General features: G+C 73.8%; 24 protein-coding genes. 17 read left to right on the forward strand and 7 right to left on the reverse strand.

Going from position 1 to position 20,371, the window contains the following annotated elements; genetic code table 11:
- The 7 genes from KR546_RS17635 to KR546_RS17665 form a co-directional block, all read left to right on the forward strand.
- Positions 1-488 (forward strand): NYN domain-containing protein (locus KR546_RS17635; protein ID WP_238446036.1); only part of this gene is annotated, 488 nt, incomplete at its 5' end.
- A 73-nt stretch (positions 489-561) separates the two neighbouring features.
- Complete coding sequence (locus KR546_RS17640; RefSeq protein ID WP_238446037.1) at positions 562-1,362, forward strand: alpha/beta hydrolase; 801 nt, start codon at positions 562-564, stop codon at positions 1,360-1,362.
- Positions 1,359-1,898 carry a hypothetical protein gene (locus KR546_RS17645; RefSeq protein ID WP_238446038.1) on the forward strand — a complete coding sequence of 180 codons (540 nt, stop codon included), beginning with the start codon at positions 1,359-1,361 and terminating at the stop codon, positions 1,896-1,898. Before KR546_RS17640 ends, KR546_RS17645 begins: the two co-directional genes overlap by 4 nt.
- A gap of 78 nt (positions 1,899-1,976) precedes the next feature.
- Positions 1,977-3,197 carry an ArsA family ATPase gene (locus KR546_RS17650; RefSeq protein ID WP_238446039.1) on the forward strand — a complete coding sequence of 407 codons (1,221 nt, stop codon included), beginning with the start codon at positions 1,977-1,979 and terminating at the stop codon, positions 3,195-3,197.
- Positions 3,194-3,682 carry a hypothetical protein gene (locus KR546_RS17655; RefSeq protein WP_238446040.1) on the forward strand — a complete coding sequence of 163 codons (489 nt, stop codon included), beginning with the start codon at positions 3,194-3,196 and terminating at the stop codon, positions 3,680-3,682. Before KR546_RS17650 ends, KR546_RS17655 begins: the two co-directional genes overlap by 4 nt.
- Positions 3,679-4,659, forward strand: coding sequence for an ROK family protein (locus KR546_RS17660; protein WP_238446041.1), 981 nt, complete (start codon positions 3,679-3,681; stop codon positions 4,657-4,659). The genes KR546_RS17655 and KR546_RS17660 overlap by 4 nt, the downstream gene beginning before the upstream one ends.
- 37 nt (positions 4,660-4,696) lie before the next feature.
- A complete protein-coding gene (locus KR546_RS17665) occupies positions 4,697-6,850 on the forward strand; it encodes a S9 family peptidase (protein WP_238446042.1) in 2,154 nt (717 codons plus the stop codon).
- Positions 6,851-6,853: 3 nt separating this feature from the next.
- On the opposite strand, the gene KR546_RS17670 is transcribed toward KR546_RS17665, so the two are convergent.
- Positions 6,854-7,027 carry a hypothetical protein gene (locus KR546_RS17670; protein WP_238446043.1) on the reverse strand — a complete coding sequence of 58 codons (174 nt, stop codon included), beginning with the start codon at positions 7,025-7,027 and terminating at the stop codon, positions 6,854-6,856.
- 166 nt (positions 7,028-7,193) lie between these two features.
- Between KR546_RS17670 and KR546_RS17675 the strand changes: the two genes are divergently transcribed.
- Positions 7,194-7,940, forward strand: a complete 747-nt coding sequence (locus KR546_RS17675; protein WP_238446044.1) for a lysophospholipid acyltransferase family protein — start codon at positions 7,194-7,196, stop codon at positions 7,938-7,940.
- A gap of 291 nt (positions 7,941-8,231) precedes the next feature.
- Here the strand turns inward: KR546_RS17675 and msrB are convergent, their stop codons facing one another.
- Positions 8,232-8,645: a peptide-methionine (R)-S-oxide reductase MsrB gene (gene msrB / locus KR546_RS17680; protein WP_238446045.1), complete on the reverse strand. Its 414-nt coding sequence runs from the start codon at positions 8,643-8,645 to the stop codon at positions 8,232-8,234.
- Between the two features lie 218 nt (positions 8,646-8,863).
- On the opposite strand from msrB, the gene KR546_RS17685 reads away from it, so the two are divergent.
- From KR546_RS17685 to KR546_RS17705, 5 genes are all read left to right on the forward strand, one after another.
- A complete protein-coding gene (locus KR546_RS17685) occupies positions 8,864-9,667 on the forward strand; it encodes an inositol monophosphatase family protein (RefSeq protein ID WP_238446046.1) in 804 nt (267 codons plus the stop codon).
- Entirely contained in the window at positions 9,664-10,692 is a 1,029-nt protein-coding gene (locus tag KR546_RS17690; RefSeq protein WP_238446047.1) for a threonine aldolase family protein, read from the forward strand. The genes KR546_RS17685 and KR546_RS17690 overlap by 4 nt, the downstream gene beginning before the upstream one ends.
- A 30-nt stretch (positions 10,693-10,722) precedes the next feature.
- Positions 10,723-11,172, forward strand: coding sequence for a DoxX family protein (locus KR546_RS17695; RefSeq protein WP_238446048.1), 450 nt, complete (start codon positions 10,723-10,725; stop codon positions 11,170-11,172).
- Positions 11,173-11,178: 6 nt separating this feature from the next.
- A complete protein-coding gene (locus KR546_RS17700; RefSeq protein WP_238446049.1) occupies positions 11,179-11,988 on the forward strand; it encodes a helix-turn-helix domain-containing protein in 810 nt (269 codons plus the stop codon).
- A 129-nt stretch (positions 11,989-12,117) separates the two neighbouring features.
- On the forward strand, positions 12,118-12,531 hold the full coding sequence (locus KR546_RS17705) for a VOC family protein (RefSeq protein ID WP_238446050.1): 414 nt from the start codon (positions 12,118-12,120) through the stop codon (positions 12,529-12,531).
- A 7-nt stretch (positions 12,532-12,538) separates the two neighbouring features.
- On the opposite strand, the gene KR546_RS17710 is transcribed toward KR546_RS17705, so the two are convergent.
- Both KR546_RS17710 and aroF read right to left on the reverse strand, forming a co-directional pair.
- Complete coding sequence (locus tag KR546_RS17710) at positions 12,539-13,270, reverse strand: hypothetical protein (protein WP_238446051.1); 732 nt, start codon at positions 13,268-13,270, stop codon at positions 12,539-12,541.
- 76 nt (positions 13,271-13,346) lie between these two features.
- On the reverse strand, positions 13,347-14,417 hold the full coding sequence (aroF, locus tag KR546_RS17715; protein WP_238446059.1) for a 3-deoxy-7-phosphoheptulonate synthase: 1,071 nt from the start codon (positions 14,415-14,417) through the stop codon (positions 13,347-13,349).
- 352 nt (positions 14,418-14,769) lie between these two features.
- On the opposite strand from aroF, the gene KR546_RS17720 reads away from it, so the two are divergent.
- The 3 genes from KR546_RS17720 (at position 14,770) to KR546_RS17730 (ending at position 16,650) form a co-directional block, all read left to right on the forward strand.
- Positions 14,770-15,828, forward strand: coding sequence for an NADase-type glycan-binding domain-containing protein (locus KR546_RS17720; RefSeq protein WP_238446052.1), 1,059 nt, complete (start codon positions 14,770-14,772; stop codon positions 15,826-15,828).
- 85 nt (positions 15,829-15,913) lie between these two features.
- A complete protein-coding gene (locus tag KR546_RS17725; RefSeq protein WP_238446053.1) occupies positions 15,914-16,243 on the forward strand; it encodes a hypothetical protein in 330 nt (109 codons plus the stop codon).
- Between the two features lie 2 nt (positions 16,244-16,245).
- The gene (locus KR546_RS17730) at positions 16,246-16,650 is read left to right on the forward strand and encodes a hypothetical protein (protein WP_238446054.1); all 405 of its coding nucleotides are present in this window, start codon (positions 16,246-16,248) and stop codon (positions 16,648-16,650) included.
- A 29-nt stretch (positions 16,651-16,679) separates the two neighbouring features.
- On the opposite strand, the gene KR546_RS17735 is transcribed toward KR546_RS17730, so the two are convergent.
- Together KR546_RS17735 and KR546_RS17740 are read right to left on the reverse strand one after the other, a co-directional pair.
- Positions 16,680-17,228 carry a DUF3105 domain-containing protein gene (locus KR546_RS17735; RefSeq protein WP_238446055.1) on the reverse strand — a complete coding sequence of 183 codons (549 nt, stop codon included), beginning with the start codon at positions 17,226-17,228 and terminating at the stop codon, positions 16,680-16,682.
- Entirely contained in the window at positions 17,225-18,232 is a 1,008-nt protein-coding gene (locus KR546_RS17740) for a hypothetical protein (protein ID WP_238446056.1), read from the reverse strand. The genes KR546_RS17735 and KR546_RS17740 overlap by 4 nt, the downstream gene beginning before the upstream one ends.
- A gap of 253 nt (positions 18,233-18,485) precedes the next feature.
- Here KR546_RS17740 and KR546_RS17745 point away from each other — a divergent pair, with 253 nt between their 5' ends.
- Entirely contained in the window at positions 18,486-19,487 is a 1,002-nt protein-coding gene (locus KR546_RS17745) for a glycine betaine ABC transporter substrate-binding protein (protein ID WP_238446057.1), read from the forward strand.
- A 22-nt stretch (positions 19,488-19,509) separates the two neighbouring features.
- Here KR546_RS17745 and KR546_RS17750 read toward each other — a convergent pair.
- On the reverse strand, positions 19,510-20,371 hold an 862-nt coding region (locus tag KR546_RS17750; protein ID WP_238446058.1), incomplete at its 5' end, for a methyl-accepting chemotaxis protein.

The following is a 20,371-nucleotide window of genomic DNA, read 5'->3' on the forward strand; positions in this document are numbered from 1 at the left end:
GGTGCGGCGCGGTCCCGCCGGGCCCGCGTGGGAGCGCCCGACGACCCGGGCGACCGTCGCGGCTGCCACGCGGGACCCGGCTGGACAGCCGGGAGGGAGCCGAGGCCCTGGTGGTGGCGGTGGGGCGCCTGTTGGTCGACGGCTACAACGTCAGCCGGACGCACCGGGCCGACCTCGACCTCGAGGGGCAGCGTGCCTGGCTGGTCCGCGGCCTGGGGGCGCTGGCCGCCCGTCGCGGCGTCGCCGTCGAGGTCGTGTTCGACGCCCACCACCAGGGCAGCGCGTCGGGCACGCGCCGGGCCGGGGTGCAGGTCTCCTACACCCATCCCGGGATCAGCGCCGACGACGAGATCGTGTTCGCCGTCGAGGCGACCGACGTGGACCGGCCGCTGGTCGTCGTCACCGACGACCGTGAACTGCGTGAACGCCTCGCGCCGTCGCGTGTCGACCTCCTGCCCACCGCGTCCCTGGTGTGGCTGCTGGGGTGAGGGCCGGCGTCCTCGGCGCGCCGTCTACGCTGGGCGGTCCTGTCACGTCCTCGATCACGATGGGGAGCAGCCCATGGGGTCCACCACCGCCGCCGTCCAGCCCGGCGCCGAGGCGTGGTCGGCCGAGGGTGACGGCGATCGTGCCGGGACCGCGGTCGTGCTGGTGCACGGCTTCTCGGGCAACCCGATGGCGACCCGGCCGCTGGGCGAGCACCTCCACGAGGCCGGGTTCACCGTCGACGTCCTGCGCCTCCCCGGACACGGCACCACCGCGCGGGACATGACCCACAGCGACTACGCCGACTGGCGCACGGCCGTGACGACGGCCGTGGACCGCGCCCTGCGCCTCCACGACCGGGTCGTGCTCGTGGGCCACTCGATGGGCGCCACGCTCAGCCTCGACCTGGCCGGCCACCGGGACGACCTCGCAGCCGTCGTGGCCGTCAACCCGCTCGTCGTCCAGCCACCCAACCCCCTGGCCCCACTCGGGCCCGTCCTCAAGGTCGCCGTGCCCCTGCTGCCCCGGTCGCTCGTGGGGCTGCCCACCGACGACTTCGCCAAGCCCGGCATGGTCGAGAACGCCTACTCCTGGGTGTCGTCGCGCGCGGTGCTCTCGCTGGTCGAGGCCCTGCCACGGGTCGTCGAGGGCCTCGACGACCTGACCGTCCCGCTCCTGCTGGTGTCGTCGCGGGTCGACCACACCGTCGACCCCGCGAACTCCGACCTGGTCGCGGACCGCGTGGCCAGCCGTGACCTGCGCCGGGTGTGGGCCGAGCGGTCGTGGCACCTGCCGCAACTCGACTGGGAGCGCGACGAGATCGAGGCCGCCGTCACGGAGTTCGTCACCGAGGTCCACGACGCGGCGGTCGCGTGACCCGGTCGTCCGACCCCGAGGCGACCCGGATCGACGACGCCGGCCTGGTCCGCGCCCCGCGATGGCTGGTCCATCGCCGGCTTGCCGACCTCGACGCATGGCCGAGCTGGTGGCCGGGCATGCACCGGCTCGGGCGACGTCGGGACGGCGACCACTGGCTGCACCACGTCGAGGTCGCCGCCAGTGGGCCGTGGAGGCCACGACGCGCCCTGCGCCTGTCGGTGCTGGCCCACGGGCACCGCCCCGACGTGGGCCTGCGACTGCTCGTGGCCGGGGACGTGTGCGCGGACGTCGAGTTCTGGCTCGAGGACGTGGGCCAGGGGGGCAGCGGTGGCACGCTGGTCCACCACCTCGCGACCGTGACCGGTCCCACGGCCCGTTCGGCCACGCGTTGGCGTGCGGTGGTGCGGCGAGGGACGTGGGCCCTGGCCGACCGGTTGGCCGCCGAGGTGCGCCGCGCGGTCCTGGTCGAACCGGCGGCCGCGGCGTCGGCACCCTCTCGCGCGGGACCCGACCCCGGCCGCGCCGGCCCCTGACGACCTGCCGAGCCGACCCGGACCGCCGTACGATCCGCCACACGACCACGCCCACGACTCTTCGTCCACAGGTGCCCCATGCCGTTGACCGCGTCTCCCCGCCCCGCGTCGCCGCCGACGCGGGTCGTGCTCGTGACCGGCAAGGGCGGGGTCGGCAAGACCACCCTCGCCGGGGCGACCGCCGTCCACGCCGCCCGCTCCGGCAGACGCGTGCTGGTCACCTCCACCGACCCGGCCCACTCGCTCGGCGACCTGTTCGCCACACCGCTCGGCGACACCCCGGTCCGGGTCGCCGAGCGGCTCGACGCGCTCCAGCTCGACGGACGCGCACGGCTCGAGGAGCACTGGCACGAGGTGCGTGACTACCTCGTCGCGCTGCTCGCGCGGGGCGGGCTGGGTGACCTGCAGGCCCGCGAGCTGGTCATGCTGCCCGGACTCGACGAGCTGTTCGCCCTGCTGGACCTGCAGGTCCGGGCGAGCTCGGGCGAGCACGACCTCGTCGTCGTGGACTGTGCCCCGACGGCCGAGACCCTCCGGCTCCTGGCCCTGCCGGAGGCGCTCGGCTTCTACGTCGAGCGGTTGCTGGGTCCGGGGCGGCGACTCGCGCGGTTGGTCCGACCCGTCACCACCCAGGTCGCCGGCGTGCCGGTGCCCGACGACGGGGTCTTCGCCACGGTGGACCGGGTGCAGCGTCGCCTCGCCGAGGTCCGCGAACTCCTGGCCGACCCGGCCCGCACCAGCGTCCGGCTGGTGCTCACACCGGAGCGACTGGTGGTCGCGGAGGGCCTGCGCACGGCGACCACGCTGGCCCTGTTCGGCCATGCCGTCGACGCCGTCCTGGTCAACCGGGTGCTCGACGACGACGGGGCCGCGTCGCTGGGTCCGGCGTGGCGGGCTCGCCAGCACGAGCACCTCGCCACGATCGACGAGGCCTTCGGTGACCGACCGCGCCTGCGCCTGCCGTTGTGGCCGGACGAGCCGGTGGGCCTGGACGCCCTGGCGACCATGGGTGACCGGCTGTGGGCGGACCACGACCCGGCGGCGGTCCTCGCCGACACCCCCGGACCACGGGTGGACGCCACCGACGCGGGGCACCGGCTCATCCTGCCGGTGCCGTTCGCGACCCGCGACGACCTGTCGTTGCACCGCCGTGGGCAGGACCTGCACGTCACCGTCGGCGGGGTCAAGCGCGTCGTGGGCCTGCCCGACGGACTCGCAGGCCACGAGGTGACGGGTGCGCGGCTGCGGGACGGCCTGCTCGAGGTCGACCTTGCCGCCCCGGCCGAGGTCGCGTCATGAGCACCCCGTCACCGGACCAGCAACGCGACGACCCGATCGATCGGTCCGGCGCGCCGTGGTGGTCGTCCGACGGTGCGGGAGTCGACCCCGACCAGGATCCGCTGGCAGCCCACCTGGCAGCGCGCAACCTGCACGCCGTCGGCGACGAGACCGACGACGAGGTCGGCGGAGACGTCGGCGGCGGAGACGTCGGCGGCGACGTCGGCGGGGACGAGACCAACGACGAGGGTGCGGTCGGCGACGAGGCCCATCCCCCCGGGATCTGCGGCGTGTGCCCGATCTGTCGGGGCCATGCCCTGGTCCAGGCCCGTCACCCCGAGGTCGCGGCCCACCTGGCCGACGCCGCGCGCTCCCTGTCGTGTGCCCTGGCGACGTTCGCCGACCTGGTCGAGGCGGAGCCGGCGGCCACGCCGGACCCCGACGACCGGTCGACGGACACGTTCCGACCGATCGTGCTCGACGACGAGGAAGGCGAAGCCCGATGACCGACCTGGCCCTGGGCGTGGACATCGGCGGCACCAACCTGCGGGTCGGCGCCGTCGACGGCACGGGCACCGTCGTCGCACGACAGGACCGGCCCACCCCGGCCGGTGCCGGCGTCGACCCGGACGTGGCCGGGCGTGAACTGGTCCGCACCGTCGCCGACACGGCCCGCCTGGTGGCCGGCCAGGCCGGTCTCGCGCCGGGATCCCACGTGCCACTCGGGATCGGGTTCGCCGGGGGCATCTCCACCGAGGGCGAGGCGGTGTACGGCTCCAACGTCTCGACCCGCAACTTCCCCCTCCGGGACGGGGTCGTCGAGGCGCTCGGCCATGCCGACGTGCTGGTCGTCAACGACGCGAACGCCGCGACCTGGGGCGAGTACCGCCACGGCATCGGGCAGGACGTGCGCCACCTCGTCATGGCGACGGTCGGGACCGGTGTCGGCGGCGGCACCGTGGTCGACGGTGTCCTGGTGGCCGGCAGCCAGGGGTTCGGGGGCGAGATCGGCCACATGGTCGTGGCCCGGGACGGCTGGCGGTGCACGTGCGGGCACCGGGGCTGCCTCGAGGCCTACGCGTCCGGCCAGGCCCTCGCGCGCCACGCTCGCGACCTGCTCGCGGCCGGCGGCCACTCCGTGATGGAGGGGCTGGAGGTCGTCGAGCCCCGTGACGTCACCGCGGCTGCCGGGGAGGGCGACGCGCTCGCGATCGAGGCGATCGGCCGACTCGGGTCGTGGCTCGGTGTCGGGCTGGCGTCCCTGGTGAGCCTGCTCGACCCCGAACTGGTCGTGCTCGGGGGTGGCGTGTCGGACCACATCGGCCGCTGGCTCCTGCCGGCCACGACCCGGGCGATGACCAACCAGATGTTCGCGGCCGCCTACCGGGACCCGCCGGCGGTGCGCCTGGCCACACTGGGCGACACGGCCGGGATGATCGGCGCAGCCGAGATGGCGCGTGCCCGTGGCCGGACGCGTGCCTGACCGGCCACCAGGCCTTCCCACTCGATCGGACCGCCCCGTGCCCGACCTGTTCCCCCGACTCCACGCACGCAGCCAGCGCTTCACCCTGGGCCGACCCCGTGACGTGACGGTGTCACCCGACGGGGAGCGGGTGTGGTTCCTGTCGTCGGCCGCGGGCGACGACCCGGTCCACCACCTGTTCCTGCACACGCCCACGGACGGGGCGACGATCCGGCTGGTGGACGCCGGGGGCGCCGACGGTGAGCTCACCGACGCCGAGCGGGCGCGACGCGAACGGACCCGCGAGGGTGGTGGCGGGATCGTGGCCTACGACACGGACCGAGCCGGGCGCCGTGCCGCGTTCGTCCTGGGCGGCACCGTGGAGGTCGTGGACGCCGACGGCGGCCGCCTCGTGGTGGCCACCGACGGACCGATGTTCGACCCACGCCTGGCACCCGACGGCCGGCGACTCGCCGGGGTCGTGGACGGCGCCGTCCACGTGGCCCTGCTGCCCGACGACCTGGCGACCGCGGGCCCGGTCCACGCCCACCGACTGGTCGGACCCGGAGACGACGAGTCCGACGTCACCTGGGGGCTGGCCGAGTTCGTCGCCGCGGAGGAGATGAATCGTGGCCGGGGCTTCTGGTTCGCCGGCGACGGGGCCGCCATGCTGGTGGCCCGGGTCGACGAGTCCCCGGTGGCGACCGTCCACCTCGCCGACCTGGTCGACCCCGATCGCCTGCCACGACCCCACCGCTACCCGTTCGCCGGGACGGCCAACGCCGACGTCACCCTGCACCTGCTCCGCCTGGCCACGGCGCCGGGCGGGGACACGCCGGTCCGGGTGGTCGACGACCGGCTCGTGGCGCCACCCGACGACCTCGACGCCGAGTACCTCGTGGACGTCACCTGGGAGACCGGGCGCCCGGCCCTGGTGACCTGGCAGGACCGCCCCCAGACCCGGATGGTCACGGTGGCCCTGGACGACGACGCGACGAGCCGGGTCGTGGCAGACGTGCAGGGGCGTCCCTGGGTCGAGCCGGTGCCCGGTGCGCCGTGCTGGGCCGGGGACCGCGTGGTGACCGTGGCCGACCGGATGGACCTCGGGGACGAGGGCACCCGTGCGGTCCTGGTGGACGGCGAGGTGGTGAGTCCGGCCGGCCTGCAGGTGCGGGCCGTGCTCGACGCCGACGACGAGCGCGTGGTCGTGCGCGCGAGCCGCGGTGACGCCACCAGCATCGGCGTGTACGCGGTGGACCTGGGCGACGGTGCCGTGGGGGAGGTCCTGGCCGGGCCTGGCCTCCACCACCTCCACCTCGGTGGGCCCACGAGGGTCGAGGTGTCGACCACCCTGTCCACCGCCCCGACCACGACCGTGGTCCGTGGCGACGACCGGACCGTCCTGCCCGACACGGGTCTCGACCCGGGGCTGGACGTCGACGTGACCCTCCGCCACGTCACCCCCCGGGGGCTGGCCTGTGGCCTGCTGCTGCCGGACGGCGACGGTCCCTTCCCCGTGCTGGTGGACCCCTACGGCGGCCCGCACAGCCAGCGCGTGCTGCAGGCGCGCAACGCCTGGCTCGTGCCGGCCTGGTTCGCCAGCCAGGGGTTCGCCGTGCTGGTGACCGACAACCGTGGCAGTCCCGGCCGGTCACCCGCGTTCGAACACGCGATCCGCGACGACATGGCCGCCGTCGTGCTGGCCGACCAGGTGGCCGCACTGGACGCCGTGGCGGCCGAGGAGCCCCGGCTCGACCTGGACCGGGTCGCGATCCGCGGCTGGTCCTACGGCGGGTTCCTCGCCGGGCTGGCCGCGCTGCGACGGCCCGATCGGTTCCGTGCCGCGATCGTGGGCGCTCCGGTCACCGAGCAGCGGCTCTACGACACCCACTACACCGAGCGCTACCTGGGCCATCCCGCCGAGGCGCCCGACGCCTACACGGCCTCGTCGCTGGTCGACCCGGCCGGGGAGTTGGTGGAGGCGATGCCCACCGACGAGCCGGCCGACATGCTGGTCATCCACGGCCTCGTGGACGACAACGTCCTGGTCGCGCACTCGCTGCGCCTGTCCCGGGCCCTGCTCGCGGCCGGCCGACCGCACCGGTTCCTGCCGCTGTCCGGGGTCACCCACATGACGCCCCAGGAGGTCGTGGCGGCCAACATCCTGCTGCTCCAGGTGGACTTCCTGCGGACCCGCCTCGGCCCGACCTGAGCCTCAGCGAGCCCGCAGGGCGAGCCACAGCACGATCACGGCGGTGACGATGAACACGACCACCGTCAGGGTGGTGGTCGGCATCAGCAGCGCCACCAGCGTGCCCGACGCGATCGCCACGACGGCGGGCGCGATGGCCAGCATCCGTTCGGTCATCATGCGGCGGGGCGGGGCCATGCGGGGTCCTTGGTGGCGAGGGTCGTGCGGTCGGGGGCCAACGTTATCCCGCGGGCGGCCCGGCGCGATCCCGCGGGCTCGGGCCGGTGCGTCCGGGTGGACGGATCGCGGGGGGTCGGTGCGGTAGTTTGACGCCGACGTCAGGGAGAGACGAGCGATGGCGGGAATGTCCGACGCCCCCGGGATGTACCGGGTGGCAAAGCAGGTGGTGCAGCCCTTCATGAATCGCTGGGTGCACCTCACCGTCGACGGCCTCGACAACGTCCCGCGCGAGACCGGGGTCATCCTGGCGTGCAACCACCTGTCGTTCATCGATTCGCTGGTCCTGCCGATCAACCTGCCCCGGCCGCTGTACTTCCTGGGCAAGGCGGACTACTGGGACTCGTGGCGGACCCGCTGGTTCTTCCAGAGCGTGGGTGTCGTGCCGGTCCAGCGCGAGGGTGGGGCCGCCGGCATGGCGAGCCTGCAGACCGGCATCTCGATCCTCGAGTCGGGTGACGCGGTCGGCATCTACCCGGAGGGCACGCGCAGCCCCGACGGGCGTCTGTACCGGGGCAAGACCGGACCGGTCCGGATGGCGCTGGCGGCCGGAGTCGACATCGTCCCGTGCGCCGTGATCGGCACCGACCGGGCCCAGCCCCCCGGCGCCTACCGGATCTCACGTGAACCGGTCACCGTCCGCTACGGCACCCCGCTGGACCTGTCGCGCTACGCCGACCAGGCGGAGGACCCGTTCGCCCTGCGCGCCGCCACCGACGAGGTCATGTACGAGATCATGATGCTGTCGGGCCAGGAGTACGTCGACGAGTACGCCTCGCGCGTCAAGTCGGGCAGTGTCGAGGCGGTGCCCGCCGAGCTCGACGCCCCCCGCCAGCTCGTCCACCACGAGGAGCAGATCCGCCGGGCCTCGTGATCGGGGGTCGTCCCGGGACGACTCGCTGCGCTCGGTCCCGGGTCTCCCGGACCCCCCACGCTGGCCGCCCATCGCGGCTCGAACGTGCCCTTGCGCATGAGCGGGAGGCGGGCGGCCAGATGCTCCCCCCCAAGGGGGGAGCCCCGGGTTCCGCCGGGCCGGGCGGTCGAGGTGGCACCCCGGTCGGACAAGGACGGCGCCGAGCGACTTGCTGCGCTCGGCCCCGCGTCAGGCCTCGGGAGCAGGGCTGGACGTTGCGAGCGCAGCGAGCAACTCCAACCTGAGCGAAGCTCAGGCGTCATCGAAGTCGATGCTGGCGCTGTTGATGCAGAAGCGCAGACCGGTCGGCTGGTCGGGCGCGTCCTCGAACACGTGGCCCAGGTGGCCGCCGCAGTTGGCACAGGTCACCTCGACCCGCTTCATGAACATCGACCGGTCCTCGTGGAAGTCGACGACGCCCTCCTCGGCGGGGGAGTGGAAGCTCGGCCAACCACACGCGGCGTCGAACTTGGTGTCGGCGTCGAACAGCTGGGTGCCGCAGCCGGCACAGCGGTACACGCCGTCCTCCCAGTGGTCCCAGTAGGCCCCGGTGAAGGGACGCTCGGTCCCCTTCTCGCGCAGGACGTGGAACTGGGTGCCGGACAGCCGTTCGCGCCACTGCTCCTCGGTCAGGCCGGTGCTGGTGGTCGGCTCGTGGGTGGTCATGGCAACCTCGTCGCAGTCGTCGGGTCGTGGTGGTCGTCGGTGGGAGGCGGGACGGTGGTCGGCCTCCCGCACACCGTCCCCAACGGTCCCCGCCCGCCAGACGTTCCCGCCACGTCCCGGTGGCCGTCGCGTTCACCACCTCGCAAGGATCGGCCCGGTCCAGGACGGCCTACGCTCGTGCCTCGCCCCGTGCCCCCGCGTCCCCGTCAGGTTCACCCGTGCCGACCACCCCGGCGTCTCCCGAGCACCTGCGCGACCTCGCCGTCGCCGTCGGCACGGCGGCAGGCGAGGTGCTCGCCGAGCATGCCCGCACCGGGTGGGAGGCCAGCACCAAGACCAGTGCGACCGACCCGGTGACCGACGCCGACCGGGCCAGCGAGCGCCACATCGTCGACGCCCTCCTGGCGGCACGACCCGACGACGGGATCGTCGGCGAGGAGGACACCGGGGACCGCGCCGGGACCTCGGGGCTGCGCTGGGTGATCGACCCGCTCGACGGGACCGTGAACTACACCTACCGCAACCCGCAGTGGGCGGTGTCGATCGCGGTGGTCGACGACGACGGACCCCTGGCGGGTGCCGTGGTCGACCCCGGTCGCGGCGAGGTGTTCGCCGCGGCCCGGGACGGTGGCGCGACGCTGGACGGCGCTCCGTTGCAGGTGACGCCGGTCGAGGACCTCGCCCTGACCCTGGTCGGCACCGGCTTCGGCTACGACCCACGTGTCCGCGCCGTCCAGGGCCGACAGGTCGCCGACCTCGTGGCCCGGGTCCGCGACGTCCGCCGGGGCGGCTCGGCCGCGCTCGACCTGGCCTGGGTCGCCGCGGGCCGGCTGGACGCCTACTGGGAGTACGGCCTGAACCCGTGGGACTGGGCGGCCGGGTCGCTGCTGGTCACCGAGGCCGGTGGGATCGTGCACCGCAGCACCGTCGAGGTGCACGGCCAGCGTGACCAGGTGGTGGCCGGCAACGCGGTGGCCGTGGGCCACCTCGTGGAGTGGGCCGCGGACCGGGTGCCCGCATGAGTGGGACGGTGGACCTGCGCAGCGACACGGTGACCCGGCCGACCGCGCCGATGCGCGCGGCGATGGCCGCGGCCGAGGTCGGCGACGACGTCTACGGCGAGGACCCGACCGTCAACGCGCTGCAGGACCACGCCGCCGAGCTGTTCGACCGGGAGGCCGCGCTGTTCGTGCCGTCCGGCGTGATGGCCAACGTCGTGTCCGTGAAGGTGCTCACCGACCCGGGGGACGAGGTCGTCGTCGAGCGCTTCGGGCACTCCGTCGCCTACGAGGACGGCGCGCCCGCGGCGATCGCCGGCGTGCAGTACCTCACCGTCGAGGGTGACCGCGGTCGCCTGTCGGCCGAGGCCATCGACGCGGCGTGGCGGCCCGCCGGGTGGCCCTACCCGACGACCGCGTTGGTCAGCGTCGAGGAGACCACCAACCGGGGTGGCGGAGCCATCTACGGCCTCGAGCGCCTGCGGGCCATCCGGGACCTGCTGGACACGCGCGGGACCGCCCTGCACCTCGACGGGGCGCGGATCTTCAACGCCATCGTCGCCAGCGGCGTCGCGCCCGCCGACTACGGGCCCGTCCCGACGTCGCTGAACTTCTGCCTGTCCAAGGGGCTCGGCGCGCCGGTCGGGTCGATGATCGTCGGCGACGCCGACTTCGTGGACGAGGCGCGCCGATGGCGCCGCCGGCTGGGTGGGGCGATGCGCCAGGTCGGCGTGCTCGCCGCCGCCGGTCGCTACGCGCTGGACCACCACGTCGACCGCCTGGCCGACGACCACGCCAACGCCCGCCTGCTGGCCGACCAGCTCGCCGACCGGGTGCCGGGCAGCGCCGACCCGGCCCTGGTCGACACCAACATCGTGTTCGTCGACACCGGCGACCACGACGCCCCGACCGTCGCCGAGCGGGCCGCCGAGCGCGGCGTGCTGTTCGGGCCCGCCGATGCCCACACGCTGCGGCTGGTCACCAGCCTCGAGGTCGACCGGGCCGGTGCCGAGCGTGCCGCCCACGTGATCGCCGACCTGGTGGCCTGACCTGTCCTCCTCGACGAAACGGAGACCCTCGTGCGCCTGCCGTCCCTGAGAACCCTCGGCCGACTCGGCCTCGGGGCGTTCCTCGCCTACGCCGGCACCACCCACCTCACCACGCTGCGCGACGAGTTCCAGGCCCAGGTGCCCGACTGGGTGCCGATCGACCACGACCTGGTCGTGCTCGGATCGGGCGCGGTCGAGATCGCGCTGGGCACGGCGCTGATCGCGCTGCCGCGCCATCGACGACTGGTCGGCGCCGCCACGGCGGCGTTCTTCGTCGCGATCTTCCCCGGCAACGTCGCCCAGTACGTCGAGGGCACGGACGCCTTCGGGCTGGACACCGACCAGGCCCGCCTGGTCCGATTGTTCTTCCAGCCGGTCCTGGTGGGCTGGGCCCTGTGGGCCGGCGACGTGTTCGGCCGGGCCGACGACGCGCCCCAGGCGCCCGACGCGACCGTGGCGATCGACGACGAGGCCACCTGAGCGGTCATGGAGCACATCGAGCGTGACGACGACGAACTGGGTCGTTGGCGCATGTTCGCCCGGCCCGTCGGCAGTGTCCTCGCGGGCCACGCGTCACGGATCCGCGGCTACGAGCAGCACCGTGCCACCCCCGGGCACCACGTCACGACCGCCACGGCCCGGCTGCCGCTGGTGATCCCGCTCGGTCACCGCCACCGGGTCGACGGTCCGCACGGCACGGTCGAGGTCGGGGCGTTCCTGGCCGGCTCGCACGAGGTCGTCGGCAGTGTCGAGTCGGACGGCTTCACCGGTGTGCAGGTCGACCTGTCCCCGGTCGCCGCCCACCGGATCCTCGGTGGCGGAGTGGCCGACCTCGCGGGGCACACGGTCGACCTCGGCGACCTGTTCGGCGCGGTCGGACGCGACCTGGTGCAGCGGCTGGGCGAGATCGCCGACTGGCCGGACCGCCTCGACATGGTCGAGTCCTTCCTCGCCACGAGGTTCGTTGCCGGGGAGCCGGTCGACGACGAGGTCGCCGTGGTGTGGGAGCGGCTCGCTCGTGGCCACGCTCGGATCGACGACGTCGTCGCGGACCTGGGGTGGAGCCGGCGGCAGGTTCGACGACGGGTCCGCAGCCAACTCGGGTTGTCCCCGAAGCGGTTGGCGCGGTTGGTCCGGTTCGAGCGTGCACTCGGCCGGCTCGAGCAGGACGACATCGCGCTCGGCCCGCTCGCGGTGGAGCTGGGGTGGTACGACCAGGCCCACATGACGAACGACTTCGCCGAGCTGGCCGGCGCCACGCCAGCCGAGGTTCGGGCGCGGCGACGCCCGGCCTGACGGCGAGGACCGGTCCGGTCGTGTTCGTCCGGTTCTTCCAATCGACGGGGACGGGGTCGTTCCTACCGTGGCCCTGGTGCTGGTCGCCGTCGACCGGCACGTCCAGGTCCCGCCCCGAGGAGCCCGCACATGCCCGCCACGATCATCCCGACCTTCCGCTACCACGACGCACCTGCCGCCATCGACTTCCTGGTCGAGGCCTTCGGCTTCGCGGTCGTCGTGGACGTCCGCGACGGTGACCGGGTCGAGCATGCCCAGCTGACTCGTGGCGACGGCATGGTGATGCTGGGTTCGATGCGTGACGACGACTTCGGGCGACGCGTCACCACCGTGGCCGAGGCGGGTCGCCCGACCTCGACGCCCTACGTGGTCGTCCCCGACGTGCACGGCCACGCCGAACAGGCCCGTGCGGTCGGGGCGCGAATCGTGATGGAGCCCGAGGAGCAGGACTACGGCGGTGCGAACTACGTCGCCGCCGACCCGGAGGGAAACCTGTGGAGCTTCGGCACCTACGACCCGTGGGCTGCTGCCGAGGCCGGCTGACGCGGGGTCAGCCGTCGGTCGGCAACTCGTCGAGCAGGCCGGTCGGCAGCTCCGTCGGCAGGTCGGTCATCCCGTCGCCCATGCACCCCAGCGCGGCCATCATCAGGGGACCCATGGCCTCCTGGCCGTCCGAGCCCTGCAGGGACCCCGACAGCATGTCGCGCAGCACGTCGTCGTCGATGGCGTCCTGCATGCACTGGCCCATCGCGTCGTCCCCGGCGCCGATCTGCTCGGCCATGGAGGCCCGCATGGTTTCGGCCAGGTCGGAGCACCCGAGGATCCCGTCGGCGATGACGCCGGCGTCGGCCTCGGAGTACACGACGTCCTCCATCACCTCCACGACCCGGCCGTCGGCGGTGACCACGCCGTACTCGCGCAGGGCGTCCTCACCCACACCGTCGACGATCTCCTGGGCGATGCAGTCCGCCTCCTGCTCGGTGTAGGCGATGTCCATGCCCGTGTCCTCGACGCCGGCGGCCGACTGCGAGGCGAGGATGGCCGCCGACATCTGCGACACGAGGTCCCCACCACCGGAGCTCGCGGCCGTCTCGGCGTCGGTCGTCTCGGTCGCAGGGGGCGTGGTCGGCGGTGCGGTCGTCTCGGCCATCGTCGGTGGTGCGGTCGTCTCGGCCACCGACGATGTCTCGGTGGTCGTCGCGCCGTCGTCGCCACCGCCACAGGCGGCCAGGAGGATGACGGTCGCGGCAAGGATCGCGTGACGGGGTCGCAGCATGGTCATGGGGCCTCGTGGTCGTGGATCGCGTGGTGGCGAGACTACGTGCCGACCCGGGCCGCGCTGTTCCCGATCGGTGGGGTCAGTTGGCGCTGCGACCCCACGCACCACCGGCCGACAGTGCCGGGTCACGTCGCTCGGGCAGCTGGCGCCCCACGGCCGTCGCCAGCGTCGACACGGCCTCGCGCAGGGTCACGATGTCGTCGCGCTTGAGGGCCTGCGGTCCATCGCACAGGGCGGTCTCGGGCCGGGGGTGCATGTCGATGATCAGGCCGTCGGCGCCGACCGCGATGCCGGCCCGTGCCAGCGGCAGGACGAGGTCCCGCGTCCCGCCCGAGTGCGACGGGTCCACGATCACCGGCAGGTGGGTCAGCGACTGCACGACCGGCACCGCCGACACGTCCAGGGTGTTGCGGGTGGCCGGCTCGTAGGTGCGGATCCCCCGCTCGCACAGGACGACCTGGAGGTTGCCCTGGTGGGCGATGTACTCGGCCGCCATGATCCACTCGTCGATGGTGGCGGTCAGGCCCCGCTTGAGCAGGACCGGCTTGCCCGACATCCCGACCTCGCGCAGGAGCTGGAAGTTCTGCATGTTGCGCGCGCCGACCTGGAGCATGTGGGCCTTGGCCGCGACCGTGTCGATGTCGGCGGGGGTGACCACCTCGGTGACGAACGGCAGCCCGACCTCCTCGGCGACGCCGGCGAGGATGTCCAGGCCCTTCTCGCCCAGTCCCTGGAAGGAGTAGGGGGAGGTCCGTGGCTTGTACGCACCGCCCCGCAGGATCAGTGCGCCGGCGTCACGCGCCATCTTGGCGGCGGCCAGCGTCTGGTCCTCGGTCTCGACCGCGCACGGCCCGGCGATCAGCGTGACCGTGTCGCGTCCGATGGGGACGTCGTCGACCCACACCGTCGACGGGCGTGGGTGGGTCTCGTTGGACACCAGCTTGTAGGGCCGGGACACCCGGATGACGTCGTCGACGCCGGGGAAGGCGTGCAGCGGCATCTCGGAGAACTGGGCGAGGTCGCCCACCAGGCCGACGATGGTCTGGTGCTTGCCGCGGGAGACGAAGGCGTCACCCCCGACCTCCTCGACGGCCCGGACGACGCTGTCGATGTCCTGGCTGGTGGCGGTGTGTCGCATGACGACGACCATGGCGGTGTCCTCCGTGGGCATGGCGCGCTCCCGCGGTCTCGGGGTCCCGGTGCAGGTGGTGGCATGAAGAAGCCCCGGGGCCGGTCCCGGGGCTTGCGCGTGGTGTGTGCTGGTGTCAGTGCACGCGTCGCCCGGGCCCGGCCGCGAAGCCGAACCAATAGCGGGTGACGGTGTCGGTGTTCATGTTCGCGCACGGTAGCAACTGTGCCCGGCGCCTGCTGTGGGGTCCGTGGGGGTCGTCGCGACGCTCCGGGCCTCGACCACCCGCGTGTCCTCGCTGTGTAGCCTGCCCGGCGACACGCCCTCGACGAGGACGGTTCCGGTGTCGAGTTGTGGTTCCTGTGGGTCGCCGGTGCAGCCCGGCGACCAGTTTTGCGGGCACTGTGGCCACGTCGTCGCCGACGACGACGGTGCACCCGCGGGCACGGAGGAGGACGCGACGCGCCCCGACGATCCCGGGGACGCGACCTTCGTCGATCCGGACCGTCCGGCGCTGTTCGATCGTCCCGTCCGGACGCTGACCCCCGAGACCGTGCGGGTCGACCTCGACGACGAGCCCACCAACACCGGCGTGGAGGCCCCGACCGAGGTCATCGCCACGACCGGCGGCGTGGACCTCGCGACGTGTCCGTCCTGTGAGGCCGTCAACGCGGTCGAGCGGCGGCGGTGTGCCCGGTGCGGCACCGCCCTCCACGACGAGGTCGACGACACCGGCTCCGACGACTGGGAACTGGCCGAGCTGCCGTCGGACCAGTCGGATCCCGACCCGCTGCCGACGCCGGCGGCCGCGGGGTCGCCACGGCGACGGTCGCGGGGCCTGGGGATCGCCATCGTGGTGGTCGGCGCCCTGCTGGGTGCGACCCTCGCGGCGTTCGTGTTCGGGATCGGCCCCTTCGAGCGAACGACGGGTGTCGGCATCGACTTCCGGGGGTCCGGCTACGAGGGTGGTGCGCAGCCGCTCTCGCCCCAGCGCGCCCGGACCTCGACGGTCCTGCCGGATGCCGACGGACGCTCCTTCGGTGCCCCGTCGGCGGTCGACGGCGACCTGGCCACGGCCTGGGTCGCAGCCGACCCGGACGAGGCACGGCTCGAGCTGGCCTTCGACCGGCCCGTGTGGATCACCGGGCTCGAGCTCGCCAACGGCGACCAGCTCGACGAGGCCACCTTCGAGACGGTCGCGCGGGTGCGCACGCTCGATCTCGACTTCGGGTTCGGCACGCTCGTGCGTGCCACCCTGATCTCGGGGACGGGCCGGCAGGTGGTGCGTCCACCGGAGCCGATCCTGACCGACCGGGTCGTGCTGGAGGTCGTCGAGGCGACCGACGGGACCGGGGTGGGACTGTCCGAGATCAGCTTCGTCGGCTTCCCGGCGAACGACGACGACACCCAGGAATGGGACGCCCGGACCTGAGTCGGTCGACCGGGACTGGGCGCGGATAGCCTCTGGACGGGCCGCTTCGACGCCCTGCCCGACCACCCGACGACGAGGACCCACCGTGGCGACGTTCGAGGACGGCCTGGAGGAACTGGGATTCGTCCTGGGCGGATCGTCCCGACGCGGTGGCCGGATGTGGCACCTGCAGTTCAACAGTCACCTGGAGTTCGTCCTCCACGACTTCGACGACACCGTCCTGCTCAGCTGGTCGTTCGGCCTGGGCGAGTTCGCCGCCCGGCGTGGTTGGCTGCTGGGGACGGGTGAGCTGTCCTTCCACGACCTGTACCCCCAGCACGACGTCCGGTTGCCGGTCGAGGTCAGCGCGGTGGAGGCCGAGCTGCGCCGCGTGCTGGGCACGATGCGGATCGACCTCGGCGACCCCGACCTGTGAGCGTGGAGTTGTCCGACATCGACCGGCGTGACCTGTCCGACGACGGGCGGGAGCCGTCCGCGGAGGTCAGCCCCGGACCGACCGACACGCCGCTGGTCGACTGGGCCATCACCGCCCGTCGGGTGGGGCGCTCGGCCGTCGTGCTCGTCGCGCTCGCGGTCGTCGCGTGGGTCGTGCGTGCGGCGATCGTCGACGCGTGGACGTGGAGCCACCTCGGCAACTGGCTCGGGTTGGCCCTGGGCGGGATCTTCGTGGTGGAGTTGTTCGTCGTGGGCGGCTCGGCCCTGCGCGGGATGCTGCGCGCCGGCGAGCGCGGTGAGCGACTGGCGTCCCACGACGTGGGCCTGCTGCCCCCGCTGCGCCGAGGTCGCCACCAGGACCCTCCGGAGGACCGACCCGGGGACTGAGGCGCGGTCCCGGCCCGGGGGCGACGGGCTCAGTGCTCGGCGCTGGTGCGGTGTTGGAGGACGAAGGTGGTGACGGTGCCCCGGTCCACCTCGGGGCAGCGCTGCAGGGCGCCCCAGGTCAGGAGGGCGACCGACGTCGGCATCTCGGGGTAGGGCACGACCAGGAGCCGGTCGGAGAACTGGTTCGCCAACTCCGTGACGACGGTGCTGTCCACCATGTCGGGCTCGACGGCCAGCACGACGATCCCCGACTCCAGGGCCGACACGATCTCGGGGTCGCGCAGCGGCTGGTCCATGACCCCGGGCCGGGGCGCTTCGGCGGTGTGCCAGCCACTGGTCGGTGGCACCGAGGTGTAGGGGGAGGGTGGCTCGGCGTCGCCGACCAGGTGGGTCGCCACCATCACCGACGGACGGTCCACCGGGCCGCAGCCGGTCTCGGGGTCAGTCGTGTCGGGCATCGGGTCGCCGACGGCCACGGCGCCGTCACCGGTCGAGTCGGCCGACGGCGTGCCGCTGCAGGCGGCCAGCGCGACGGCGGCCAGGGCGGTTGCGGCGAGTCCGCGCCGCACCCTGCTCACGAGGCGGTCGGCGAGGGGGTGGCGGTCGGCTCGGCCGACGCGCCGTCCGACGGGGCCTGCGACGCGCCGGCCTGGGTGGCGGCGTCCGACAGTGCCTGGTCGAGCAGGTCCGGCAGGACCGGGCCGGGCCAGCGCTCCACGATCGTGCCGTCGGGCTGGAGGATCCAGGTCCACGGCTCGGTGGGCAGCTGGAGCTCCGCGACCAGCTCGGTCTCGGCCAGGTCGGCGTTCTCGTAGGGCTCGACGTGGATGAAGGTGTAGTCGTCGTGGTCCCCGGACTCCGCGACGCTCAGCACGTCGTCGAGCACGGGTCCGCAGATGGCGGTCGCGCAGAACTTCGGCGTCGACACGCACAGCACGACCGGGCCGGCGGCCAGCGCCTCGTCCAGGCTGACGTCGTGCAGACCGCAGTTGTCCTCGCGGGTGCACAGCTCCTCGAGGCCCATCGGGTCGTCGGTCGTCGGGGTCACCATCGCGGGGATGGTGTCGCCCGGTGCCGGGGCGATGCTCTCCTCCGGCGGGAGGGCCTGGATGCCGGCGGTCCCGGCCCGGGCCCCGTCGGGCGTCGCGACGACGACGTCGAGCGTGCCGGGGTCCTCCACCGTCAGGCGCACCGCGTGCAGGCCCTGGGTCGGGAGCCGGTCGTCCGGGTACCAGGTCGTGGCAGCCGGTCCGGCGACGACCTCGCCGCCGGCGACCAGGGTGACGTCGACCGGGTCGGTCAGGATCTCGCCGGTGTCGTCGGTGACGACCAGCAGCAGGTCGGTCGCGATCCCGGTGAGCAGCTCCGGCCAGGTTGTCTGCGGGGTCAGGGCCAGGGTGGCGTCGCCCAGTCCGGCGGCGTCGAGTGCCGCCTGGACGGCGTCCTCGGCGGGCTGTGGGTCCATCGTCGTGCCGGGCGACGGCATCTCGCTGCCGGTCGGCGACGGCGCGGTGCCCGAGCCACTGCCACAGGCGGCGAGGAAGGCGGCGGCACCACCGGCCAGCACGGCGCGTCGGGTCACGACGGGACCGCGGGACGGGGTGTCGGGGGACGACGACTGGCCGGTGGGCATGGGAATGGCTTTCGACGGTCGTGGAGCGCGCCCCTCGGGCCCCGGAGACGGGGTCGCGACGGAGGAGGGGAAGCAGGGATCGTATCGTCGGGCGCGTGCCGGGCCGGCGCGCCCGTGGCACGCTGGTGGCATGTCCCCACCTCGTCGCGACCACCGCGCCCACCCGAGGCCCGGCCGCGTCGGGCGCGTCGGTGGGGTCGGCGTGCCGCTCCTCCTGCGGGCCGTCGTCGTCCTCGCCGTCGTGGCGGTGCTCGGCGCGTGCACGGACCCCACGCCCGCGCCGTCGCCGAGCGCGTCGGCGACCACGTCGGGCGGCCCGGAGGTCCGGATCGGCGTGGCGCCGGAGGCCGAGTCGATCCTGCTCGCGACGGTCATGGCGGAGCTGCTGGACGACGCCGGGATGACCCCGGCCCTGGTCGAGCTGGCCGACGCCGGGGCCGTGCGCCAGGCCCTGGAGCTGGGCGACGTCGACGTGGCGACCGGCTACACCGGCCAGGCGTGGCTGGAGGAGTTCGGACGCGAGAACCCACCCGGTGACCCGCGGACGTCGTTCCAGCGGGTCCGGTCCGCCGACGAGCCCAACGGGATCATCTGGCTGCGTCCCGAGTTCGACCTCGACGCCGGCGTCGACGGGCCACCCGCCGACGCGACGTTCGGGTTGTTCGTGTCGCCCGCGACGGCGACCGAGGTGGCCACCATCCCGCAGCTCGCGACCGTGCTGGCCGAGCGGCCCGACGCCGCGATCTGCGTCGACCCGGAGTTCGGCGAGCGCGACGACGGCTGGAACGCGCTGGCCGCCCGCTACTCGATCACCAACCGGGTCCTGACCGCGGCACCGCCGGCCGAGGCGATGTCCGGCGTCGTGTCGGGCGACTGCTTCGTCGGGCTGTCGACGTTGACCGACGGGCTGGCGTGGGTCGACGGCCTCGTGCCGCTGGAGGACCCGCTGGAGGTCTTCCCGGCGTTCGTCGTGTCGGTGCAGGTGCGCGAGGACGCCCTCGAGGAGCTCGACGGGCTGGAGGCGGCCCTGCAACCGCTCGCGTCTGACCTCACCACGCGGATGCTGGGCACGTGGAACGCCCGGGTCGTGCAGGGCGACCTGCTGGAGGACATCGCCACCGACGCCGTCGCCGAGCTGGGCGTGGAGCCGGGTGGCGAGGATGGTCCCGGGGCTGCGTCGTCGTCCCCGACCGGGGACGGCTGACCTCCGCCGGCGAGGCCGTCGGTCAGGTGAGCGGCTCGGTGGGCTCGTCGTCGGTCCCGTCGCGGTCACGACGACGTCCGTCCCGGCCCAGGGCGCGCAGCCCCAGGACGATCGGGACCGTCTGGGTGATCGCGATCGCGAGCGCCAGCACCACCAGCGCGACCTGGGCCACGCCGGACTGCCACGCCAGGCGGTCGGCCAGGTCGGCGGTCAGGACCCCCGCCTCGTCGGCGACGACCGAGAAGTCGTCGACCAGGTCACGGGCCGCCTCCAGGTCGGCGTTGACGGCGGCGACGTCGTCGGACAGCGTCGCGCTCTGGCCCGCGAGGTTGTCGAGCCTGGTGCCGACGGAGTCCAGTCCCTCGCGCTGGTCACGCAGGTCGGGGGCGACCTCGGCGAGTTGGGTGTCGAGCTCGCGCAGGGAGCCGTCCAGCGGGGTGTCGGGGTCGTAGTCGACCCCGACGAAGCTCAGGGCCCGCATGGTCGAGTCGATGACGCCGGCGGTGCTGATCAGCTGGGGCATGGCATCGCTGACCGCGTCGAGGCTGTCGGGGATGTCCTCGGTCACCAGCACGGTGAGGTCGTCGAGGGTGGTGCCGACCTCGCTGATGGTGGCGGTGGTCTCGCCGACCGTGCCGCTGACCGTGTCGAGGGTCGTGGCGACGTCCGCGAAGGTCTGGTCCAGGACCGTGGCGGTGTCGTCGACCGTGCCCAGGACGGCCGAGGAGAGCTCGATCGCCTCGAGCGAGGTGGCGGTCAGGGCCCGGACGAACACGACCCCGACGACCGCGCCGACCAGGGAGACGACCACCCCGATCGTGCCCGCGACCACCCAGGTCCAGGCCAGCCAGGTCGGCACGTGGGTGGGCGCGTCGGGCGGGGGA

Source organism: Salsipaludibacter albus (genome assembly GCF_019798055.1).
Lineage (GTDB): Bacteria > Actinomycetota > Nitriliruptoria > Nitriliruptorales > Nitriliruptoraceae > Salsipaludibacter > Salsipaludibacter albus.